This is a genomic window from Intestinimonas massiliensis (ex Afouda et al. 2020) (genome assembly GCF_900626285.1).
In the GTDB taxonomy this organism is placed as follows: Bacteria; Bacillota; Clostridia; order Oscillospirales; family Oscillospiraceae; genus Flavonifractor; species Flavonifractor massiliensis_A.
The window spans coordinates 2,465,207-2,484,615 of sequence record NZ_LR131147.1; the positions used below are offsets into that span (position 1 = coordinate 2,465,207).

The 19,409-nt window shown below is 60.0% G+C and carries 18 protein-coding genes; 11 read left to right on the forward strand and 7 right to left on the reverse strand.

Going from position 1 to position 19,409, the window contains the following annotated elements; all coding sequences use genetic code 11:
• The first annotated feature begins 118 nt into the window (after positions 1-118).
• On the forward strand, positions 119-529 hold the full coding sequence (locus E0E41_RS12220; RefSeq protein ID WP_130870150.1) for a hypothetical protein: 411 nt from the start codon (positions 119-121) through the stop codon (positions 527-529).
• A 69-nt stretch (positions 530-598) separates the two neighbouring features.
• Here E0E41_RS12220 and E0E41_RS12225 read toward each other — a convergent pair whose 3' ends face one another.
• On the reverse strand, positions 599-3,205 hold the full coding sequence (locus tag E0E41_RS12225; protein WP_130870151.1) for an S-layer homology domain-containing protein: 2,607 nt from the start codon (positions 3,203-3,205) through the stop codon (positions 599-601).
• A 197-nt stretch (positions 3,206-3,402) separates the two neighbouring features.
• Between E0E41_RS12225 and E0E41_RS12230 the strand changes: the two genes are divergently transcribed.
• A complete protein-coding gene (locus E0E41_RS12230; RefSeq protein WP_130870152.1) occupies positions 3,403-4,548 on the forward strand; it encodes a site-specific integrase in 1,146 nt (381 codons plus the stop codon).
• Positions 4,549-4,600: 52 nt separating this feature from the next.
• On the opposite strand, the gene E0E41_RS12235 is transcribed toward E0E41_RS12230, so the two are convergent.
• From E0E41_RS12235 to E0E41_RS12260, 6 genes are all read right to left on the reverse strand, one after another.
• Positions 4,601-4,918 (reverse strand): hypothetical protein, encoded by a 318-nt coding sequence (locus E0E41_RS12235; protein ID WP_130870153.1) that lies wholly within the window; start codon positions 4,916-4,918, stop codon positions 4,601-4,603.
• A 3-nt stretch (positions 4,919-4,921) separates the two neighbouring features.
• A complete protein-coding gene (locus tag E0E41_RS12240; RefSeq protein ID WP_130870154.1) occupies positions 4,922-5,110 on the reverse strand; it encodes a hypothetical protein in 189 nt (62 codons plus the stop codon).
• Between the two features lie 4 nt (positions 5,111-5,114).
• A complete protein-coding gene (locus tag E0E41_RS12245) occupies positions 5,115-5,765 on the reverse strand; it encodes a M15 family metallopeptidase (RefSeq protein WP_130870155.1) in 651 nt (216 codons plus the stop codon).
• Positions 5,749-6,189: a carbohydrate-binding protein gene (locus E0E41_RS12250; RefSeq protein WP_130870156.1), complete on the reverse strand. Its 441-nt coding sequence runs from the start codon at positions 6,187-6,189 to the stop codon at positions 5,749-5,751. Before E0E41_RS12250 ends, E0E41_RS12245 begins: the two co-directional genes overlap by 17 nt.
• A complete protein-coding gene (locus tag E0E41_RS12255) occupies positions 6,182-6,454 on the reverse strand; it encodes a toxin-antitoxin system toxin subunit (RefSeq protein WP_242623772.1) in 273 nt (90 codons plus the stop codon). Before E0E41_RS12255 ends, E0E41_RS12250 begins: the two co-directional genes overlap by 8 nt.
• Before the next feature lie 268 nt (positions 6,455-6,722).
• Positions 6,723-8,213 carry an S-layer homology domain-containing protein gene (locus E0E41_RS12260; protein ID WP_130870157.1) on the reverse strand — a complete coding sequence of 497 codons (1,491 nt, stop codon included), beginning with the start codon at positions 8,211-8,213 and terminating at the stop codon, positions 6,723-6,725.
• Between the two features lie 175 nt (positions 8,214-8,388).
• Here E0E41_RS12260 and E0E41_RS12265 point away from each other — a divergent pair, with 175 nt between their 5' ends.
• The 9 genes from E0E41_RS12265 to E0E41_RS12305 all read left to right on the forward strand — a co-directional run bounded on the left by E0E41_RS12265 (position 8,389) and on the right by E0E41_RS12305 (position 19,388).
• Complete coding sequence (locus E0E41_RS12265; RefSeq protein ID WP_130870158.1) at positions 8,389-9,228, forward strand: putative RNA methyltransferase; 840 nt, start codon at positions 8,389-8,391, stop codon at positions 9,226-9,228.
• A 169-nt stretch (positions 9,229-9,397) separates the two neighbouring features.
• Positions 9,398-10,576 carry a DEAD/DEAH box helicase gene (locus E0E41_RS12270; protein ID WP_130870159.1) on the forward strand — a complete coding sequence of 393 codons (1,179 nt, stop codon included), beginning with the start codon at positions 9,398-9,400 and terminating at the stop codon, positions 10,574-10,576.
• A 106-nt stretch (positions 10,577-10,682) separates the two neighbouring features.
• Positions 10,683-11,597 carry a DUF2156 domain-containing protein gene (locus tag E0E41_RS12275; RefSeq protein ID WP_130870160.1) on the forward strand — a complete coding sequence of 305 codons (915 nt, stop codon included), beginning with the start codon at positions 10,683-10,685 and terminating at the stop codon, positions 11,595-11,597.
• A 40-nt stretch (positions 11,598-11,637) separates the two neighbouring features.
• Entirely contained in the window at positions 11,638-12,519 is an 882-nt protein-coding gene (locus E0E41_RS12280; protein ID WP_130870161.1) for a GNAT family N-acetyltransferase, read from the forward strand.
• A gap of 520 nt (positions 12,520-13,039) precedes the next feature.
• On the forward strand, positions 13,040-13,981 hold the full coding sequence (locus tag E0E41_RS12285) for an ABC transporter permease (protein WP_130870162.1): 942 nt from the start codon (positions 13,040-13,042) through the stop codon (positions 13,979-13,981).
• A gap of 1 nt (position 13,982) precedes the next feature.
• Positions 13,983-15,326: an ABC transporter permease gene (locus tag E0E41_RS12290; RefSeq protein ID WP_130870163.1), complete on the forward strand. Its 1,344-nt coding sequence runs from the start codon at positions 13,983-13,985 to the stop codon at positions 15,324-15,326.
• 16 nt (positions 15,327-15,342) lie between these two features.
• Positions 15,343-16,404 (forward strand): ABC transporter ATP-binding protein, encoded by a 1,062-nt coding sequence (locus tag E0E41_RS12295; RefSeq protein WP_130870164.1) that lies wholly within the window; start codon positions 15,343-15,345, stop codon positions 16,402-16,404.
• On the forward strand, positions 16,397-17,467 hold the full coding sequence (locus tag E0E41_RS12300) for an ABC transporter ATP-binding protein (protein ID WP_130870165.1): 1,071 nt from the start codon (positions 16,397-16,399) through the stop codon (positions 17,465-17,467). The genes E0E41_RS12295 and E0E41_RS12300 overlap by 8 nt, the downstream gene beginning before the upstream one ends.
• Positions 17,468-17,669: 202 nt before the next feature.
• Positions 17,670-19,388, forward strand: a complete 1,719-nt coding sequence (locus E0E41_RS12305; RefSeq protein ID WP_130870166.1) for a peptide ABC transporter substrate-binding protein — start codon at positions 17,670-17,672, stop codon at positions 19,386-19,388.
• The last annotated feature ends 21 nt before the right edge of the window (positions 19,389-19,409 follow it).

The window sequence follows — 19,409 nt, forward strand, 5'->3', positions numbered from 1 at the left end:
TTCCCTTCCAAAGGGACTTTTTTCGGCCTTTTCTTTTTGCCTGAGCATGGGAAAAGCCCCCGCCTTTTTGCCGTGCAACAAAAGCGGAGGTTCCAAAAGGTATAGAGGGGGTTATAGCATGGCAAACTATACACAGCACTATCAGCTGCACCAATGGGAGCCGACGGACGACTTCTTACGCACAGACTTCAACACGGACCTTGAAAAGATAGACGATGCACTGGGAGAAAAAAGCGGGATTGTGACGGGCTCGTATACAGGCAACGATGCGGAAAGCCAATCCATCAGTCTGGGCTTTCATCCGCAGGCCGTCCTGGTACTGGAAAACACCGGTCTGGCAGGCACTGGCGGCGGCACATATTCACAAGTCTATGGCGGCCTCGCCTTGCGGGACAAACCGGTGGAAGTGGCCAAGACAACGGCCCTGCAAATCAACGATACCGGCTTTACGGTTTACAACTATTCAGATTTTGACTATATCCGGATCAACCGCAGCGATAGAACTTACTATTACCTGGCAGTCAAATAATGTAAAAAGCAGGCTCCCGGGATGTCCCGGGAGCCCGCTTTTTACTTAGATCAGTCGAGAGCGCTTCAATTAGCCGATGTCGACCTTGTTGGAGGTCTCGATGATGATGGTGGAGATGATGTTGGCATCATCGCCGGTGGCGCCCTTGGTGATCACGATGGCGTTCTTCAGGTCGGTGATGTCGTCATAGGCGTTCACACCGATCTCCTCGCCAGCCTTATCAGCGTCGGCGTCCACGTACAGGATGACCACGTCGTCAGCAACAGCCTTGGTGGTCTCGCCGGACCAAACAGCGTTGGGAGCGGTGCCGCTCTTGGTGGTGTAGTAGGTCAGCAGCTTGTCGGCCTCGTTGTAGTTCTTGATAGCAACAGCGGTGCCGCCGTGAACGCCAAAGGCGGTGGCATTATCGTAGTTGTTATCAGAGGTGGGCTCATACTTGTAGATGTTGCCCTTGGTCAGAGTGCCGGTCTTCACGTTGACGGTCTTCTCACCATCGGTGGTCCACAGAGTGTAGGAGGTGTAGTAGGTGTCGCCAACCTTGATGGTGCCGTTGTCGGCAGTCACCATGCCGTAGATGGCAGTGGAGGTGGCGCCGGAGGGCTTGCCAGCCAGGTCGATGATAGCGGCAACAACCTTACCGTCCTTGGTCACGGCCTTGTAGTTCTTGCCGGTGGTGGTGATGTTGCCCAGGCTGCGGATGCTGTAGGCGGAGTAAGCGGAACCAGTGGCACCCACGCTCTTGCCGTCAGCGGTCTGCACGAACAGCACGCAGTTGGTGTCGGTCACAGTGCCCTCCAGGGTCTTGGAGGTCTTGCTGTAGAAGGCGGAGGTGCTGGTGGTACCGGTGGCCCAGTCGGCCTCGATCTTCACCAGAGCCTTGTCAGCGGAGCCGGTCCAGGTGACAATGTCGCCCTCGTTCAGAGTGCCGACGCTGTCCTTGTCCACGGTCAGGATGGTCTTGGTGCCGTCAGCAGCCATGACCTCGATCTTCAGAGGATTGAAGGTGTTGCCGGCGGTGCCGCCGTTGACCTGCAGCACCAGGGAGTAGTTGCTGGCGGTCTCGGAGGTCTGAACAGCGCCGTACACGTAGCCGTTCACCAGGTACAGGTTGAAGGTCTCACCGATGTCGCTAGTGCCGAAAGCGGTGATACCGGTCTCGCCGCCGATGCTGGTGAAGGTCAGAGCAGCGTTGCCGTAGATCTTGTAAACGGTGCCGTCCAGGGTCACGGTCTCGTTGCCCTTGAAGCCGTTCACGGTGCCGGAGACGACCTGAGCCTTCTCCACGACGCTGTAAGCGCCGTCGTCATAGGCGTTGGTCTTGTAGGAAGTGGTGATCACGACCACGTCGTTCTTGGCGATGCCGCTGTAAACGTCGTTGTCAGCGATCTTGATGGTGCCCACGCCGTTGTTCATGGTGACCTTCTCGCTGTTGACAGCGGTCACGGTGGCCAGCTTGGAGGTCACAACGTAAGCGGTAGCGATCTTGCCGTCGGAATCAAAGACGAACTTGATGGTGTTGCCATTGGCAGCCTTCAGAGCGGTGGTCAGAGCGCTGTTGGTGCTGCCGTTACCGTCAGTGGCGGAAGGAGTGCTGGCAGCAGACACGTTGTAGTTGGTCACGACAGTCACGGTGTTCAGGGTGTCGTACTTGGCGCCGTCCACAACGACCTTGGCGTCAGAGGACTTCTGATCGCCGATCAGGCCGCAGTTGGTGTTCAGCACGCGGGTAGAACCGGTGTTGTACACGCCGTAGATGGTGTCCTTCTTGTCGGGCTGGTCAGCGATGCCGCCGGTGCCGTCCTTGAAGAGGACGCGGACCTGCTCGCCGATGTTGGACAGAGCCAGGTCGGAGGGGAAGTAAGCAGCAGTGCTGCCGCTGTTAGCGGTCTCCAGGCGGCCGGTCACCTTGATCTCACCGTCGGTGGAGGCGGCGCCGGTGCTCTTGTTGCCCTCGAAAGTGCCGACCCAAACCTGGCCGCCGAACTTGTCAACGAACAGGGAGTTGCCGGTCAGGGTGTAGTTCTGGGTGATCTGACCAGTGGTCATGTCCTGGCTCCAGGACAGCTTCATGGTCTTGGACTGGATGGCGTTGTAAACCATCTGAGCAGCGTTGTCGCGGCTGATGGGGGCGGAAGCAGAAACACTGCCCAGCTCCTTGTACAGGCCGGCGGCATTAGCCTCACGGTTGACGTTGATCTCCCAGCTGTTGCCCACAAAGCCGAACACGTCGTCCTTGTAGTTCATGGCAGTCAGCAGCATCTTGGCGCACTGAGAAGCGGTCAGGGTGCCCTCGGGATTGAACTTGCCGGTACCGTCGCCAACAATGATGTTCATGCTGGTGCAGTACTCAATGTAAGCCTCAGCCCAGTGGCCCTTGATGTCCTTATAAGTAGGAGTGACCTTGGTGCCCAGGACAGGCTCCACACCGCCGTTCAGCACGTAGGTGATCAGCTTGGCCATCTCGGCACGGGTCAGGGTGCCATTGGGATCAAAGTAGCTGCCGTCCTCCTTGCCGCTGATCACGTTCAGGGCGACGAGGGTATTGACAGCCTCAGGGTGCTTGATTTCAGCCTTGTCGGTGAAATCCTTGGTAGCTGCGCCGGCGGAGACGACCATCATGCCGATCAGCATCATGGCGGCCAGAACCAGGCTCAGCGCCCGCTTGAGGTTTCTCATCGGAAATTCCTCCTTCTTAAATTTTGTCCATCAGGAGAGGAGGCCTCTTATGCAAAAAACGAGAAAATCTTTGCAGCCCAAGGGCTGTGCGGCCTCCGGGTAGCCATAAAGGCAGCCCGCGTGCTTGACGGGCAGAATGGGTGCTGACAGAATAGTACTGTTTTCCATCCACTGCAGAGAAAGAAAAGGAGGATATTATGGCGAGGAAGCGGATCGAAAAGAATCTGGCTTTTGACGAGGAAAAGGGCCGATACTATGCTTATTTCGACTATGGGCGGGACGGCGCCGGCCGCCGGATCCGGGGTACCAGGATGTTTTCCAACCCGGACGAAGCACGGGAGGCCCTGTGTGAGTTTGAGCTGCGGAAGCTCCAGCACCGTCTGCGGCCGCCGGTCCGGATGACAGTGGGGGAGTGGCTGGACTATTGGCTGGAGGAGGTCATCCGCCCCAATCGGGAGGGCACCACCTACTACTGCTACCGGGGCATTGCGTGGAATCATATCATCCCTGCCCTGGGCCGGATTCCCCTCCAGGACCTGGAGGCCCGCCATATCCAGCGTTATTACGGAGAGATGCTGCGGGAGAAGAAACTGGGCACCAATACCGTCCACAAGCACCACATCCTGCTCCACACCGCCCTGAAGGCCGCCTTCCGCCAGGGCATCCTGCCGGAAAATCCGGTAGACCGGGTGGAGCCGCCCCGCCTGGCCTGCCCCCGCCAGTACTTTTATACGCCGGAGCAGTTGAGCACCCTGTTTTCCCTGGTGGAAGGCGACAGGCTGGAGCTGGTGGTCAAGCTGGCAGGCTACCTGGGCCTCCGCCGCAGTGAGATCTGCGGCCTGCGCTGGGAGAATGTGGACTTGGAACAGCACCTAATCCACATCTGCACCGTCCGTACAACCGCCGGCGGCACGGTAGTCCAGAAGCAGCCCAAGACCAGCCACTCCATCCGCAAGCTGGGCATTGCCGGACTGGAGGATCTGGAATGTATCCTCTGCCGGGAGGCTCAGCGCCAGGCTGCCCGCAAAAGAACAGATCCCCACTGGATTGACAGCGGGTACGTGGTAGTCCGACCGGACGGCGGACCCAGTGATCCAAATCGTGTTACCAGCACCTTCCACAGCTTTATTCTGGATCACCACCTGCCGCCCATCACCATCCACGGCCTGCGCCACACCTTCGCCAGCGTGGCCAACAGTGCCCGGGTGCCTCTGCTGGACATCGGCAAGACCCTGGGCCACAAGGACTGCGCCATAACCGGCCGGGTGTATACCCACATTTTCGACCAGACCCACCAGGAGGTGCTCAATACCGTGGCCGCCTGCATCGCGGCGGGGAAATAAAAAAGGGGGGCCTGCCGCAACTGCGGCAGGCCCCCCTTGGGCTTTCTCGGATTCAGTTCATACCCAGCCGGGCCAGCAGATACCCCACCACGCCGGTGATCAGGGCGGCCACCACCGACTCCCACCGGCGGGAGGGCCTGTCCTTCAGGGTATTCAGGTCGACGGACATGGAGGCCAGCTGGGAGATGATCTGGCTGTACTGGGTGGTGACTGCCGTCATCCCCCGCTCCAGCTCTCCCAGCCGGTCGTAGATCTTCTCATGGGCGCGGGAGCGTTCCGACTTTTCAGTCTGCATCTGCCGCTCCAGCGCCTCCACACGCGTCGCCGTGGAGCAGGCCCCGCCGGTCATGGAACATTCCCGCTCTCCCATGGGCTACTCCCCTTTGCTGTCCGCGATTTTTTGAGCCTGGGTGCCGAAATAAAAGGCGATGATAACGGTGAATACCGTCAGGAACTGATCCGCCTGCACCTTCCCCGTGACCGCCAGAAGGGAAAAGACCCCGGTCAGAATGATGGTCACGATGCTCTTTACGTCGATGAGATTTTTCAGCCGATCCAACACCGGCTTACACCTCCTTGTCGAACAGGCCCAGCCGGTCCAGCAGCACGATGGTCTGCAGGTTGGGCTCGTAGATGTTGACCTGTCCGTCGGCCGACTGGTTGATTACGCCGATGGCCACCGCCTTCTTCACGCTGGCCTGGGCCCAGTCGGGCATCTCCTTGATCTGGTGATAAATGGTCATGTCGTCCTCCTCCTCAGGGTTCGCCTCCTGCTTGGGCGGCTCTGGCTTCGCCGCCGCCTGATACAGCGGCATGGGGGGCGGATATTTGCCCGCCCGGATCATGGCACTGGTGTACTTGCCGCCGTCGCTCCACTGGATGTGAGGCCGGTCGGGGAAGGACTTCCAGTCCCCGCCCCACTCAAAGCCCATCTGCTTGGCGATGGCGGCCGCCTTCTGGAAGAAGGCCAGGTCGTCAAATTCGTGGCCCTTCACGTTCTTACAGAAGTCAAAGGCCAGTCCGGCCTTCACGCCGTGGAAGCTGGGCGTCTTGGATTGGCTGGTGCCGTTGTTGTAGCAGTAGAGCTGATACTCGTCGTCCCGTACCGTGCCGGTCACCAGCACCGCCAGCCCGGCCTGCCTGCACAGCTGCTGCCATACCCGGCAGTTGGCGGCCACGTCGGAGCGAAGATCGTCGATATTACGACTGTTCAGCATGAGTATACACCTCCCATCCACTAGGATATGCGTCCGGTGCCCAGACGTTCCCGTCGATGAGAGATTTGTATAACGTGCCGTTGTAATTGACGATGTCCCCCTTATTATAGGCGTCGTGGGCGCCGCTGGGCTGGGACCAGATGGGATAGCCGCCGTCGTCCAGACCCAAGGGGCTGTAGAGGGCCGGAGTGGAGACGGGAGACCACTCCGCCGCGCTGGTGTGGGCCTGTACCACCTTGTAGAGCTGGGGGTCGCCCACCTCGTTGGTCCCGTAGGTCACATATTCCCCAACGGTATAGGATACCCCCACCTGATAGGCCGGGAAAATGGTGGGCACCTCCATGGCCCGCTTCTCTCCCAGAGAGGCGGCTAACAACTGCAGGACCCGGCGGAACTGCTCGGCGCGCTGTAGCCGGTCACTCATCGTTCGTCACCCCCAGAAGCATATTGAGCACCTGATCGGTGTCCGGTTCGGGCTCCGGCGCCGCAGGCGGCTCTCCCGGCGTCACCCCGGTCAGCACCCCGTCCTGGATCTCCAGCTGGCAATAGCCCCGGCACCCCCATACCGCTGCCTCCAGCTCAGGCGGTACCGCCACCCAGCCTTCCAGCCAGCACTCCGTCCGATGGCTCTGGCTCTGAAGCCCGTGACCTCCGTCTGCCCGGGCCGCGATTTCGATAATGGTAAGCATCTCTGTTTCCTCCTTTCTATGAAAGAAGGAAACAGAGATGCTTCTTGTATGGTTTTGTACAACAAAACAGAAAAAACAGCAGCGAGCCTGTCAAAAGACAGGCTCGCTGCTGTTTTTTGTGTGTGAACAGAGAGGTAAAAGAGAGAGTAGAGAGGAGGTTGGTTTGTCAATTCTTCCTGACGTGATTATCATACACGACGGTACTCTCTCATTGGTGAACGGACTGTGAACAGAATATAAAGGTATTATAAAGGATCCTAAGAAATGCTTAACCGCCCATGTAGGAGAAGTGCATATAATCGTGATAGCCCTGGGAGGCGTCGCTGCTGTCCGCCCAGGCGTCGCCGCCCCAGCTCCAGCCGTGCTCGGCAAAAATGCGCACCACCGAGCTGTCCGGCCCGATGGAGTAGGGGTTGCTGCCCGGCTGCCACAGGCTGCCTGCCAGCGCCTGGCCGTCCCGGACCTGGTAGTTCTCGTTGGCGTTGATGTCGATGGCGGTGCCGCAGTTGTGCTCACCGGTGGCGGTGTCACCCCGCCAGGAGTAGCCGCCGATGTCGTGGATGGGGAACTGCTCAGGGTCGTTGTAGATCTCAGTAAAGATGGCCTTCACATCCTCGGCAATGGCGCTGTGGATGGACAGGGACATGGTGGAACTGACCTTGGTGCCGCCCTGGAGCTTCCACACCGGGATGGTGATAGTGGTCATGGCCGCCTTGGCCTCGTCCTGGTTGGCAAAGCGCCGCTTGGTGGAGTCGCCGAACAGCAGCTCATATTTACGCTGGTTCTCTCCCTGGAATTTCAGCCAGAAATCCTGCTTCCAGTAATCATCGTAGGAGGCCAGGCCCTGATCCACCTGCTCCAGGAAATCGGCTTCCTCCCGCTCCGCCTGGGTCATGGGCCGGTAGTACAGAGTATAAGTGCTGCAGGCGGAGCTGACCTGGCTCACCTGGCTGTCGGACCAGCTGTAGTTGTAGTACTTCAGTTCATCCAGATCCAGCTGGTAGGGGAGACTGGACAGATAGGTGCCTACCTGGACGGACACCTGCTGGTCGGGCAGAATGGGCTGTCCGTTCTGCACATTCAGAATACGGACTGTAATATCCTTTGGTGTGTATCGCAGACAGGAATCAACCACCTCCAGCACACGCATGACCAGCACCGTGCCGTCGCACCGCTGGATGGAATCGGCACAGCCGAAGGAGCCGTCACTCTTGCCGTTGATGATGCCCAACTCCGCCAGACCGGCCACCGCCTGTTGGTGCAGGGGGTCCATGGCGGTCCAGTCGGAGAGAAGGGCGGGGTCCTGGGTCTGGCCCCAGACGTAGTAGCTGTCCCAGGCATCCTCCGGCAGGGCGTTGTACAGCAGAACCGCCGCGTCCTGCCGGGAAATATTGCCGTTCAGGGTTTCTGCGGAGACCGGCAGGTTGTCCTCCGCACGGAGCAGGCCGGACTCCACCGCCGCGGTGTAGCCTGCCTGGTCCCAGGCCAACCCGGAAGCGGCGGCGCTCTGGTAGGCATCGGCGGCAAAGGTGCGGGTAAGCATGGTCAGAAACTGGCCCCAGCTCATGGTGGCGGAGGGAGCCATCTGCCCGCTGCCCACGCCCTGGATAATACCCAGCTCGGAGGCCTCCATCAGGTCGGAATAGGCCCAGTGGCTGGCAGGCAGATCGCTGTACCCGGCGGCCAGGGCGGGAACGGTCAGGGTCAGGGCCAGAGCCCCGGCCAGAACAAGGCTTTGGACACGGTGTTTAGCAGACATGGGGATCCCTCAACTCCTTTTCAGATTTCATGTACTTATTCTAGTATGTGTCAGTTAAAAATGCAAGAAATGGGAGGAAACTTGCCGAAAAAAGGGACCTTTGCTTTACAAGCGGAGGAAAGGGCCGTATAATCGAAAAGAATGGGCCGTGAGGGCCCGGAAGGGAGGGGCCGGAATGAACGACAGTCTGCTGTGTTGTCCCATCTGCGGCGGGAAACTGAGCCGGGAGGAGGGACGCTATATCTGCCCCGGCGGCCACAGCTACGACAGAGCCAGGGAGGGGTATGTCCACCTCCTGCCGGCCAACCGGAAACACGCCAGGGAGCCGGGGGACGACAAGGGCATGACGGCCGCACGGAACCGGTTTCTTTCCAAAGACTACTACGCCCCCCTGCGGGAGACCCTGTGTACCCTGGCCCTGGAGCGGGTGGGCCGTGAGGGCACGGTGCTGGACTCCGGCTGCGGCGAGGGGTATTACACCCAGGGGGTGTGGCAGGCCCTGACCGGAGCGGGGAAGGCCGTCCGACTGGCGGGCATTGACCTGTCCAAGCCCTCGGTACGTCTGGCGGCCAGGCGGCTGCCTGAAGGAGAGTTTGCCGTGGCCTCCGCCTACCATCTCCCGGTTGGGGCGGAGACCATTGACCTGCTGCTCAACTGCTTTTCTCCGCTGGCCCTGGAGGAATTCCGGCGGGTGCTCCGTCCCGGCGGGGCCTTCCTGTATGTGGTGCCGGGGGCGGACCACCTGTGGGAGCTGAAGCAGGTGCTCTATGACACCCCCTACCGCAACAAGGAGGAGGACATCCCCTATGAGGGCTTTTCCTACGAAAGGGTGGTGCCGGTGAAGTACAAGATGGCGGTGGCGGGGGAGGACCTGAAGGACCTGTTCCAGATGACCCCCTACTACTGGAAGACCCCCAAGGAGGGGGCTGCCAGACTTGCCGCGCTGGACGGACTGGAGATCACGGCGGACTTCCGGATCCATGTGTTCCGCCGAAGTCCCCCTCTTGCACAATAAGCCGGGCTATGATATAGTAGTTGGGCAAAATCCGCCGGGAAAATCGTCCGGCGGTTGGATTTAAGGTCGCGCCCCGGAGAACCGGCGGGCGTTTGGGTACGAAAGGGAGTTTCGATGCCTGTGGGGACCTTGAATCAGGCAAACCGAAACGAAAGGAAGTATCGTACTCATGGAGATCAACGGCGAGCAGGTCAACGAGGTCGTGAATTATGCCGACCTGGGTCTGTCCCCGGAAGTGATGAAGGCCATCGAAAAGAAGGGCTACGTGCAGGCCACCCCGGTGCAGGCCGGGGCCATCCCCTATTTTATGGACTGGAAGGACGTCATTGCCAAGGCCCCGACCGGCACAGGCAAGACCTTTGCCTTCGGCATCCCGATGGTGGAGCACATCGACCCGTCCAGCGAGGACGTGCAGGCCCTGGTGCTGGCCCCCACCCGGGAGCTGGCGGTGCAGATCCAGGAGGAGCTGCGGGACCTGTGCGAGTTTAAGGAAGGGGTGCGCACCGTCTGCCTGTACGGCGGCGCCCCCATCGACAAGCAGATCAACACCCTGAAGAAGAAGCCCCAGATCGTGGTGGCCACCCCCGGCCGGCTGATGGACCACATGAAGCGGCGCACCGTCCGGCTGGACAAGGTGGAGACGGTGGTGCTGGACGAGGCCGACCGGATGCTGGACATGGGTTTCGTGCGGGACGTGACCCGCATCCTGGACCAGATCAAGCACCGGAGGAACATGGGCATGTTCTCCGCCACCATCAGCCGGGAGGTCATGGATATCTCCTGGGTGTATCAGCGGGACCCCATTGAGATCACCGTCCGGCCGGTGGAGGAATCCAAGCCGGACATCACCCAATACCGCATTGACCTGGACGGCCGGGAGCAGAAGCTGGACACCATCGTGGCCCTCATCACCCACGGGGAGTACGAGCGGGCCATCGCCTTCTGCAACACCAAGAACATGACCGACCGGCTGGCGGGCTTATTGAAGATGCGGGGCATCTCCTGCGAGGCCATCCACGGGGACATCCAGCAGCGGATCCGGGAAAAGACCCTGGAGAAGTTCAAGAAGGGGGAGATCCGGGTGCTGGTGGCCACCGATGTGGCGGCCCGGGGCCTGGATATCGACGACGTGGACGCGGTGTTCAACTACGACGTGCCCGACGAGCTGGAGAACTACACCCACCGCATCGGCCGTACCGGCCGTGCCAAGCGCCACGGCGTGGCCTATACCTTTGTGGCCACGGTGACCGAGGGAATCCGCATGGACGACATCATCCGCAACACCAAGGCGGAGGTCCAGCAGCTGAAATACGACAAGGACGGCTGCCTGATGCTGGTGCAGTCCTGAGATGAGGGCCGGACGATGTCCGGCCCGTCGTTTTTTCTTGCCACGGTGGGTATAAGCGTGATATCATACCGGTATACTAGAACAGCATAAGGAGATTGGACCCTGTATGATCGAATTTCACACGCCGGTCCCGGCGGACAAGCCCTGGGTGGACGAGCTGTTGGCCCGGTGCAGCTATCGGGGCTGTGATTATAATTTTACCAATATGTTTGTCTGGCAGAAGGCCTACGGTCTGGAGATCGGCCGGTGGGAGGACTTTCTGGTGACCCACCTGTGCGGGCGGATGGGGTGCAGCTACATGTATCCCGCCGGCTCCGGGGACATTGCCGGGGCCATCCGGGCTCTGGAGGAGGACGCCGCCAGCCGTGGGGAGCCCCTCCGGCTGGTGTGCCTGACCCGGCGGCAGATGGCGGAACTGGAGGAGTTTTTCCCCGGCCAGTTTGACTATCAGGCCGACCGGGACGGTTACGACTACCTGTATGAGATCGACCGCCTGGCGGATCTGGGGGGCAAGAAGCTCCACGCCAAGCGGAACCACATCAACCGGTTTATTGAGAACAACCCCACCTGGGTGTATGAGGAGATCACCCCGGAGAGCCTGCCTGAGTGCCTGGAGATGGACAAGCAGTGGTATCTCCGCTCCCTCCAGCGGGAGGGTGAGGCCGAGGAACGGGACCTGGGTGACGAGGGCATCGCCCTGCGCACTGCCATGGAGTACTACCACCAGCTTGGCCTGGAGGGCGGCCTGATCCGGGTGTACGGCGAGGTGGTGGCCTTTACCATGGGGGACCACCTGACCGAGGACACCTTTGATGTCCACTTTGAGAAGGCGTACAGTGAGCTCCAGGGGGCCTATACCATGATCAACCGGGAATTTTCCCGCTGGGTGCGGGAGCATCACCCCAAGGTGAAGTACCTGAACCGGGAGGACGACATGGGGGTGGAGGGTTTGCGGAAAGCCAAGGAATCCTACTATCCCGACCTGATGGTGGAGAAGTACGCCGCCATCCTGCGGGCCTGAGCGTTGGCCCTGCCAGTTGCCAATAGAAAGGAGCGATCTCATGATAGACATTCGACCCTCCCGGCCGGAGGAGGCCGAGGCCCAGAAGCGGCTGTGGCAGCAGGCTTTTGGGGATGACCAGCGGTATATTGACTGGTTTTATGAATGCTGCTGGCATCCGGAAAACATGCTCCTGCTGTTGGAGGATGACAAGCTGGCCTCCATGCTGGCGCTGCTGCCCCATGACCTGACCCTGCCCGGCGGCGAGAGGGCCAAGGCTTTTTACGTATACGCCCTGGCAACTGATTCGGCGGTGCGGAGCAAGGGCTACGGCCGGCAGCTGTTGCACTATGTGGATTTCCACCTGAATGCCCGGGGCGCCGACTGTGTCACTGTGGTGCCTGCCGAGCCCAGCCTGTTCAAGTTTTTCGGCACGGTGGGCTTTTCCACCGGCTTTTCCACCCGCAAGGTGGAGCTGCTGAAGGATGAGGCAGGGGAGCCCCGGCCGGGAGACTGTGTGGAACCTGCGTCTCCCGAAACCTATAACGCCATCCGGGACCGGCTGCTGGAGGGCACCCCGTCGGTGCTTTACGGGACGGAGCTCATCCGCTATCAGGAGGGCATGAGCCGTCTGTCCGGCGGCGGGCTGTACCGGATCATGACAGGGGACGCGGAGGGCTGCGCGGCGGTAGAGTATGTGGACAAGGACAGCGTGCTCTTCAAGGAGCTGCTGGTTCCCGAACCCCAGATGGTCTGCCGGGCGCTGGCGGTCTTTTCCAGACTGCTTCCCGGCCGCCGCTGCTACGTGCGCACCCCCGCCAGCTGGGATGGGGTGTCGGGCAGCTACATTCAGCCCTTCGGAATGATCAAATGGTATCACCCTGACAAGGCCAGATTGTGGCAGGAGGACACCAAAGGATATATGGGCCTGGGCTTTGACTGAGCCAGAGGGCGGCACAGCGTGCTGTGCCGCCCTTTTTGAATAAATGGCGCCTGCATCATGCAGATTAAAAATTTCATTTTTTATCTGATGCGAATATTTATATCAAACTATATGAATAAAAATATAGAATATTTTAGCACTCTAGCGAGAAGAAGTGATAATTTTGGGTATTTTGGAATCGGAAGGATCAAAAAGTGCTTAATCATTCGTGGACACAACATTGGATATTTGTATTTCTATGAAAGACACATGCAAGAAATGGTGGAGTAACCATCAAATTAGAGGGTTTGGACTCTTGACGGGACGGCCTGTTTGAGATAAAATAAACGAACTCTATAAGATGGTGCTTCTTGTCGAGAACCGCCAAGGGTGTTTTGTATCCAGATCGGCTGCCGGGGGCGGCCGGCGGTGAAGGAGAGGAAGCAGCAAAATGCAGTTCGCCGGGAGCAGCTCTCCCGGCGGCTGTGTGTCATAGAAGTACGCAGCGGAAGGTATCGAGAAAGGTATAGGAAGTGAAGAAATGGCAAAATACATTTTGAAAAGAGTGTTGATGGCAGTGATTACGCTGTTCATTGTCATCTGTCTCACCTTTTTTCTGATGAACGCCGTTCCGGGCAACCCGTGGCTATCGGAAAAAACCCCCAGCGAAGCCACCATTGCCGCCCTGAACGAAAAGTACGGACTGAATCAGCCGCTGATCGTCCAGCTGGGCAAGTATCTGGAAAACCTGGCCCATCTGGATTTCGGCACCTCCATCAAGATGCAGAAGGACCGGCCCGTGCTGGAGATCATCCTGAACATGTTCCCCATCTCGGCGGGCATCGGCGCCATCGCCATCCTGTGGGCTATCTTGGTGGGCGTCCCGTTGGGCTGTCTGGCAGCGTATAAGCGAGGCACCTGGGTGGACAGCCTGCTGCGGGTGATCTGTACGGTGGGTATCTCCATGCCGGGATTTGTGGTGGCGACTATGCTGCTGCATGTATTTACCGGCGGCATAGAGGGACTGAAGTTCTTCCCCACGATCTTTGACGGCTCACCCAAGAGCTATGTGCTGCCCTGCCTGGCGCTGGGCTTCTACCCCATGTGTTATCTGTCCCGCCAGACCCGGACGGCCATGCTGGACTCCATCAATCAGGAGTATATCAAGACCGCCCGCGCCAAGGGCCTGAAGAACAAGACCATCATCTTCAAGCACGCCCTGCGCAACGCCCTGATTCCGGTCATTACCTACCTGGGTCCCCAGATCGCCTTTACCCTGTGCGGCGGCTTCGTGGTGGAGACCGTGTTTACCATCCCCGGCCTGGGCCGCTACTTTGTCTCGTCCATTTCCAACCGGGACTATCCCCTGATCATGGGTACCACCATCTTCCTGGCGGCCTTTATCATCGCCATGAACCTGATCGTAGACCTGCTGTACAAGCTGGTGGATCCGCGCATCAACCTGAGCAAGGGAGGGAACTGAGTTGGCAGAGAAGAAGCATAAAAAAGTACTCGGCTCCCTTCAGCCGGACATTGATGACATCCTGAGCTGGAACGACCTGCCGGAGAACGCCTTTGAGCCGGCCAGCGCTCAGGAGAAGGAGAGCTTTATCCAGGACCGCAAGAGCGTGTCCTATTGGAAGGACGCCTGGCGGCGTCTGCGCCGCAACAAGGTGGCCATGGTGGCCATGATCATCGTGATCCTCATCGGCCTGTTTGCCTTTATAGGCCCCATGATCGTGCCCTACACCTATGACCAGGTGATCAGCGGCGCCAACAACATCCACCCCTGGCACTACTCCCTGGAGGACCAGGCCCGCATCAATGAGTATATGGAGGAGCACAACGGCTCCTCCAACCTGTCGCCTGAGGAGGCGGTGGAGCAGGCCCGTGCCGAGGCCGCCGAGCAGGGCGAGACCCTCTCCGCCGTGGAGGAGGCCAAGATCCGTGCCACCGCCAAGGCCAACCAGGGCAAGAGTGAAGAGCATGTCACCGAGAAAGAGGCAGCCAAGGCTCTTGGCATCAAGACCAAGCCTTTTGGCTATACTGATGAGGAGCTGCAGCGCATGGCGGACGGCGAATTCGTGTTCCCCCATGTGTTCGGCTGTGATACTCAGGGCCGTGACATCATGGTGCGTACCATGATCGGCGCCCGGGTGTCCATGATCGTCGGCATCTGCTGCGCCATCATCGTGCTGGTCATCGGTGCCCTGTACGGCTCCATCTCCGGCTACTGCGGCGGCAAGGTGGACGCGGTCATGCAGCGTATCGTGGAGATCATCTACACCATCCCCGAAGTGCTGGTGATCCTGCTGCTGGGCTCCACCCTGAAGCCCATCTTTGAGGAATTCCAGAACTCCGGCGACGGACCCCTTCAGAAGCTGGTGACCCTGCTGGGCGCCAACCTGATCTCCATCTTCATCGCCTTTGGTCTGCTGTACTGGGTGACCATGTCCCGCCTGATCCGGGGCCAGATCCTCCAGCTGAAGCAGCAGGAGTACGTCACCGCCGCCCGGGCTCTGGGCGCCGAGGGCGGGCGCATCATCCGGCGCCACCTGCTGCCCAACTGCATCGGCCAGATCGTGACCACCACCTTCCTGCAGATCCCGTCCGCTATCTTTACCGAATCTTTCCTGTCCTTCCTGGGCATGGGCGTTTCCGCCCCCATGACCAGCCTGGGCTCCATGTGCTCCGACGCCCTGGGCGGCCTGAGCACCTATCCCTATCGTTTGTTTATCCCCGCCGCCATCCTGAGCCTGATGATCCTGTGCCTGAACCTGTTTGGTGACGGCCTGCGGGACGCTCTGGATCCCCGGCTGAAGAAGTAAGAAAGGAGGAGACAACATGGAACAGAACGAAAAGAGCGGCAAGCTGCTGGAAGTGAAGGATCTCCACGTCTCCTTCTTCACCCCCGCCGGCGAGGTCAAGGCGGTGGGCGGCATCAGCTATGACCTGGACTACGGCGAGGTTATGGGCATTGTGGGCGAATCCGGCTCCGGCAAGAGCGTGGAGGCCTACTCCATCATCGGCCTGCTCCAGTCCCCCGGCAAGGTCATCGGCGGGTCCATCACCCTGGAGGGGGAGGATGTGCTGGCCAAGAGCAAGGAAGAGATGATCGCCCTGCGTGGCTCCAAAGTGGCCATGATCTTCCAGAACCCCATGACCTGTCTGAACCCGGTGTACACCATCGGCAACCAGCTGATTGAGGCCCTGAAGGCCCACGACAAGAAGGTCCCCAAAGAGGAGGCCGCCAAGCGGGCCATGGAGATGCTGGAGCTGGTGGGCATCAACAACGTGGAAAAGCGGATGAAGCAGTACCCCCATGAGCTGTCCGGCGGCATGCGTCAGCGTGTCATGATCGCCATGGGCCTGATCTGCCATCCCCAGCTGCTGATCGCCGACGAGCCCACCACGGCTCTGGACGTGACCATCCAGGCTCAGATCCTGGAGCTGATGAAGGATCTGCAGAAAAAGACCCATATGGGCATCATCTTCATCACCCACAACCTGGGCGTGGTGGCCGAGATCTGCGACAAGGTCTCCGTCATGTACGCAGGCAAGATGGTGGAGCAGGGCCCGGTGGACGACATTTTCTACAAGCCCGGTCACCCCTACACCATGGGCCTGCTGCGGTCCATGCCCCGTGTGGATGCCGAGAGCTATGAGCGCCTGATCCCCATCGAGGGCACCCCCGTGGATATGCTCAATCCCCCCGAGGGCTGCCCCTTTGCCCCCCGGTGCGAATATGCCATGAAGATCTGCCTGCAGAAGATGCCCCCCTATGTGGAGCTGGGCGACAACCACCGCTCCGCCTGCTGGCTGCGGGTGCAGGAGCAGCTGGAGCGGGAGAAGGCCGGCAAGCCTGCGGGCGAGACCGAGGAGAAGGAGGCGGGCGGCCGTGAGTGAGAAAAACGATATCCTGGTTCAGGTGGACCACCTGACCAAGTACTTTGGTGTCAAGGGCATCAAGGGTCCCGGCGTCCAGGCCGTGGAGGACGTGTCCCTGTTCATCAAGCGGGGCGAGACCCTGGGCCTGGTGGGTGAGTCGGGCTGCGGCAAGACCACCCTGGGCCGCACCATTCTCCAGCTGCACGAGCCCACATCCGGCCGGATCATCTACGACGGCCAGACCATCTACCAGCATGAGTATCCCTTTGAATGCAAGACCATGACGGTGAAGGGCAAGGACGGCTCCGTCCATGAGGAGCGCGTTCTGGTGAAGAAGGCGGTGCCCAAGGCGAAAACAGTGAACATGCTGCCCTATCGCCGGAAGATGCAGATCATCTTCCAGGATCCCTCCGCCTCTCTGGATCCCCGTATGACGGTAGGCGAGATCATCGGCGAGGCGCTGGATATCCACAAGCTGTGCCCCGGCAAGCAGGAGCGGGCCGACCGCATCAAGGAACTGCTGAGCATGGTGGGCCTGAATACCGAGCACGCCAACCGCTACCCTCACGAGTTTTCCGGCGGCCAGCAGCAGCGCGTGGGCATTGCCCGCGCCCTGGCGGTGCGCCCCGAGTTCATCGTGTGTGACGAGCCCATCTCCGCCCTGGATGTGTCCATTCAGTCCCAGGTGGTGAACATGCTGGAGGATATGCAGCAGGATCTGGGCCTGACCTACCTGTTCATTGCCCACGACCTGTCCGTGGTGCGGCACATTTCCAACCGCATCGGCGTCATGTACCTGGGCACCCTGGTGGAGCTGGCCGAGAGCTATGAGCTGAACAAGCACCCCATCCACCCCTATACCAAGACCCTGCTGTCCGCCGTGCCGGTGCCCGATCCCCAGGTGAGCCGTTCCCGCCAGCGCATCGTGCTCCAGGGCGACATCCCCTCTCCCATGAATCCGCCTTCCGGCTGCCGCTTCCACACCCGCTGCCCCTACGCCACCGAGAAGTGCAAGGAAGCGGTGCCTCAGCTGAAGGAGCATTCTCCCGGCCACTGGGCTGCCTGCCATCTGCTGGGGTAAGCGACGGGGAGCATAGGGAAAGATTTAACAGATTTGCAATATATTCTTTACAGTCTTGCAATAATTGTGGTATAATACCCCATAATTCGTAAAAGGCCATGGCCTTTTCGGCGTCCGTGTAACGGACGCCGAGGGAATTTCCCTACTTGTGTATCACGCCGACAGGCGAAAGGATACAAAATTGAAAGATGGAGGTCCAAATATGAAAAAGAGAAAGCTCCTGTCTCTGCTTCTGTCCGGGGCCATGGTGGCCGGTCTGCTGGCCGGCTGCGGCAACGGTACGCAGAATGCAGATTCCTCGCCCAGCGCCGAGGAGACCGGAAGTACTTCCGGTGACGCCTTTGAGCTGACTGTCAACATCGCTTCCGAGCCCCAGACCATCGACCCCGCTCTGAACAGCGCGGTGGACGGCGCCATCATGATCAGCCACATGTTTGAGGGTCTGATGCGCTGGAATGACAGCGGCGCTGAGACCACCGGCTCCGACGGTACCTGCAACAACGCTGAGCTGGGCTACGGCCAGGCCGAGAGCTACGACAAGGACACCAACGCCGACGGCACCGTCACCTACACCTTCCACCTGCGGGACGGCATCAAGTGGTCCGACGGCAAGGACGTGACCGCTCAGGACTTCGTGTTCTCCTGGCAGCGTCTGGTCACTCCTGAGACCGCCGCCGACTACAACTACATGATCGACTGCGTGGTGAACGCCAACGAGATCATGGCCGGCGAGAAGGATCCCAGCGAGCTGGCTGTTTCCGCTCCCGACGACAAGACCTTCGTGGTCACCATCACCTCCGACCTGCCCTACTTCACTGAGATTTGCGCCTTCCCCGCCACCTTCCCCGTGCGCCAGGACATCGTGAGCAACGACCAGTGGACCTACAGCCCCGACACCTACATCTCCAACGGCGCTTACAAGATGACCAGCCGCGTGACCAACTCCGAGATCGTCATGGAGCCCAACGAGTACTACTACAATGTGGATTCCCTGGGTCCCCAGAAGATCACCTTCAAGCTGATGGACGATGCCAACGCCATGCTGTCCGGCTTTAACTCCGGCGAGCTGGACTTCATCGAGACCATGCCCACCGACGAGGTGGCCGGCCTGCTGGCTTCCGGCGATCTGAAGATCGTGGACTACATCGGCACCTACTATGTGTGCTTCCAGACCCAGAAGGCTCCCTTTGACAATCCTCTGGTCCGTGAGGCCTTCACTCTGGCCGTTGACCGCACCTATATCGTGCAGCAGATCACCCAGACCGGTCAGGTCGAGGCTGGCGGCTTCGTGCCCGCCGGCGTGTACGATGCCGAAGGCGCCACCGGCGACGACTTCCGTACCGTGGGCGGCGACTATTACAAGCCCACCGACGCTGACTACGAGGCCAACTGTGAGCGCGCCCGTGAGCTGCTGGCCGAGGCCGGCTATCCCGACGGCAAGGACTTCCCCGTTGTCACCTATCTGTACAACACCGACGACAGCCACAAGGCCGTTGCCGAGGCTCTGCAGAACATGTGGCAGACCGTGCTGGGCGTGACCGTGCAGCTGGACAACCAGGAGTGGGCCACCTTCCTGCAGACCCGTAAGGACGGCGATTACTCCATCGCCCGTAACGGCTGGATCGCCGACTACAACGATCCCATGTCCTTCCTGGATATGTGGCTGACCGGCGGCGGCAACAACGACGCTCAGTACGCCAACCCCGAGTACGACAACCTGATCCAGCAGGCCAAGGCCGCTACCGATCCTGCTGAGCGCATGAGCCTGATGCACCAGGCCGAGGATCTGATTATCGGTCAGGACTACGCTCTGTGCCCCCTGTACTTCTACACCCAGAAGTACATGCTGGCCGACGGTATTCAGGGTATGTACTACACCCCCCTGGGCTACTTCTTCTTCGACCACTGCACCCAGGGCTGATTTCAGCCACCCAAAAGGGCG

Bases quoted from the DNA above. Each gene is read 5' to 3' on its own strand.
- E0E41_RS12220 (WP_130870150.1), top strand. From the start codon at position 119: ATGGCAAACTATACACAGCACTATCAGCTGCACCAATGGGAGCCGACG.
- E0E41_RS12225 (WP_130870151.1), bottom strand. From the start codon at position 3,205: ATGAGAAACCTCAAGCGGGCGCTGAGCCTGGTTCTGGCCGCCATGATG.
- E0E41_RS12230 (WP_130870152.1), top strand. From the start codon at position 3,403: ATGGCGAGGAAGCGGATCGAAAAGAATCTGGCTTTTGACGAGGAAAAG.
- E0E41_RS12235 (WP_130870153.1), bottom strand. From the start codon at position 4,918: ATGGGAGAGCGGGAATGTTCCATGACCGGCGGGGCCTGCTCCACGGCG.
- E0E41_RS12245 (WP_130870155.1), bottom strand. From the start codon at position 5,765: ATGCTGAACAGTCGTAATATCGACGATCTTCGCTCCGACGTGGCCGCC.
- E0E41_RS12250 (WP_130870156.1), bottom strand. From the start codon at position 6,189: ATGAGTGACCGGCTACAGCGCGCCGAGCAGTTCCGCCGGGTCCTGCAG.
- E0E41_RS12255 (WP_242623772.1), bottom strand. From the start codon at position 6,454: ATGCTTACCATTATCGAAATCGCGGCCCGGGCAGACGGAGGTCACGGG.
- E0E41_RS12260 (WP_130870157.1), bottom strand. From the start codon at position 8,213: ATGTCTGCTAAACACCGTGTCCAAAGCCTTGTTCTGGCCGGGGCTCTG.
- E0E41_RS12265 (WP_130870158.1), top strand. From the start codon at position 8,389: ATGAACGACAGTCTGCTGTGTTGTCCCATCTGCGGCGGGAAACTGAGC.
- E0E41_RS12270 (WP_130870159.1), top strand. From the start codon at position 9,398: ATGGAGATCAACGGCGAGCAGGTCAACGAGGTCGTGAATTATGCCGAC.
- E0E41_RS12275 (WP_130870160.1), top strand. From the start codon at position 10,683: ATGATCGAATTTCACACGCCGGTCCCGGCGGACAAGCCCTGGGTGGAC.
- E0E41_RS12280 (WP_130870161.1), top strand. From the start codon at position 11,638: ATGATAGACATTCGACCCTCCCGGCCGGAGGAGGCCGAGGCCCAGAAG.
- E0E41_RS12285 (WP_130870162.1), top strand. From the start codon at position 13,040: ATGGCAAAATACATTTTGAAAAGAGTGTTGATGGCAGTGATTACGCTG.
- E0E41_RS12295 (WP_130870164.1), top strand. From the start codon at position 15,343: ATGGAACAGAACGAAAAGAGCGGCAAGCTGCTGGAAGTGAAGGATCTC.
- E0E41_RS12305 (WP_130870166.1), top strand. From the start codon at position 17,670: ATGAAAAAGAGAAAGCTCCTGTCTCTGCTTCTGTCCGGGGCCATGGTG.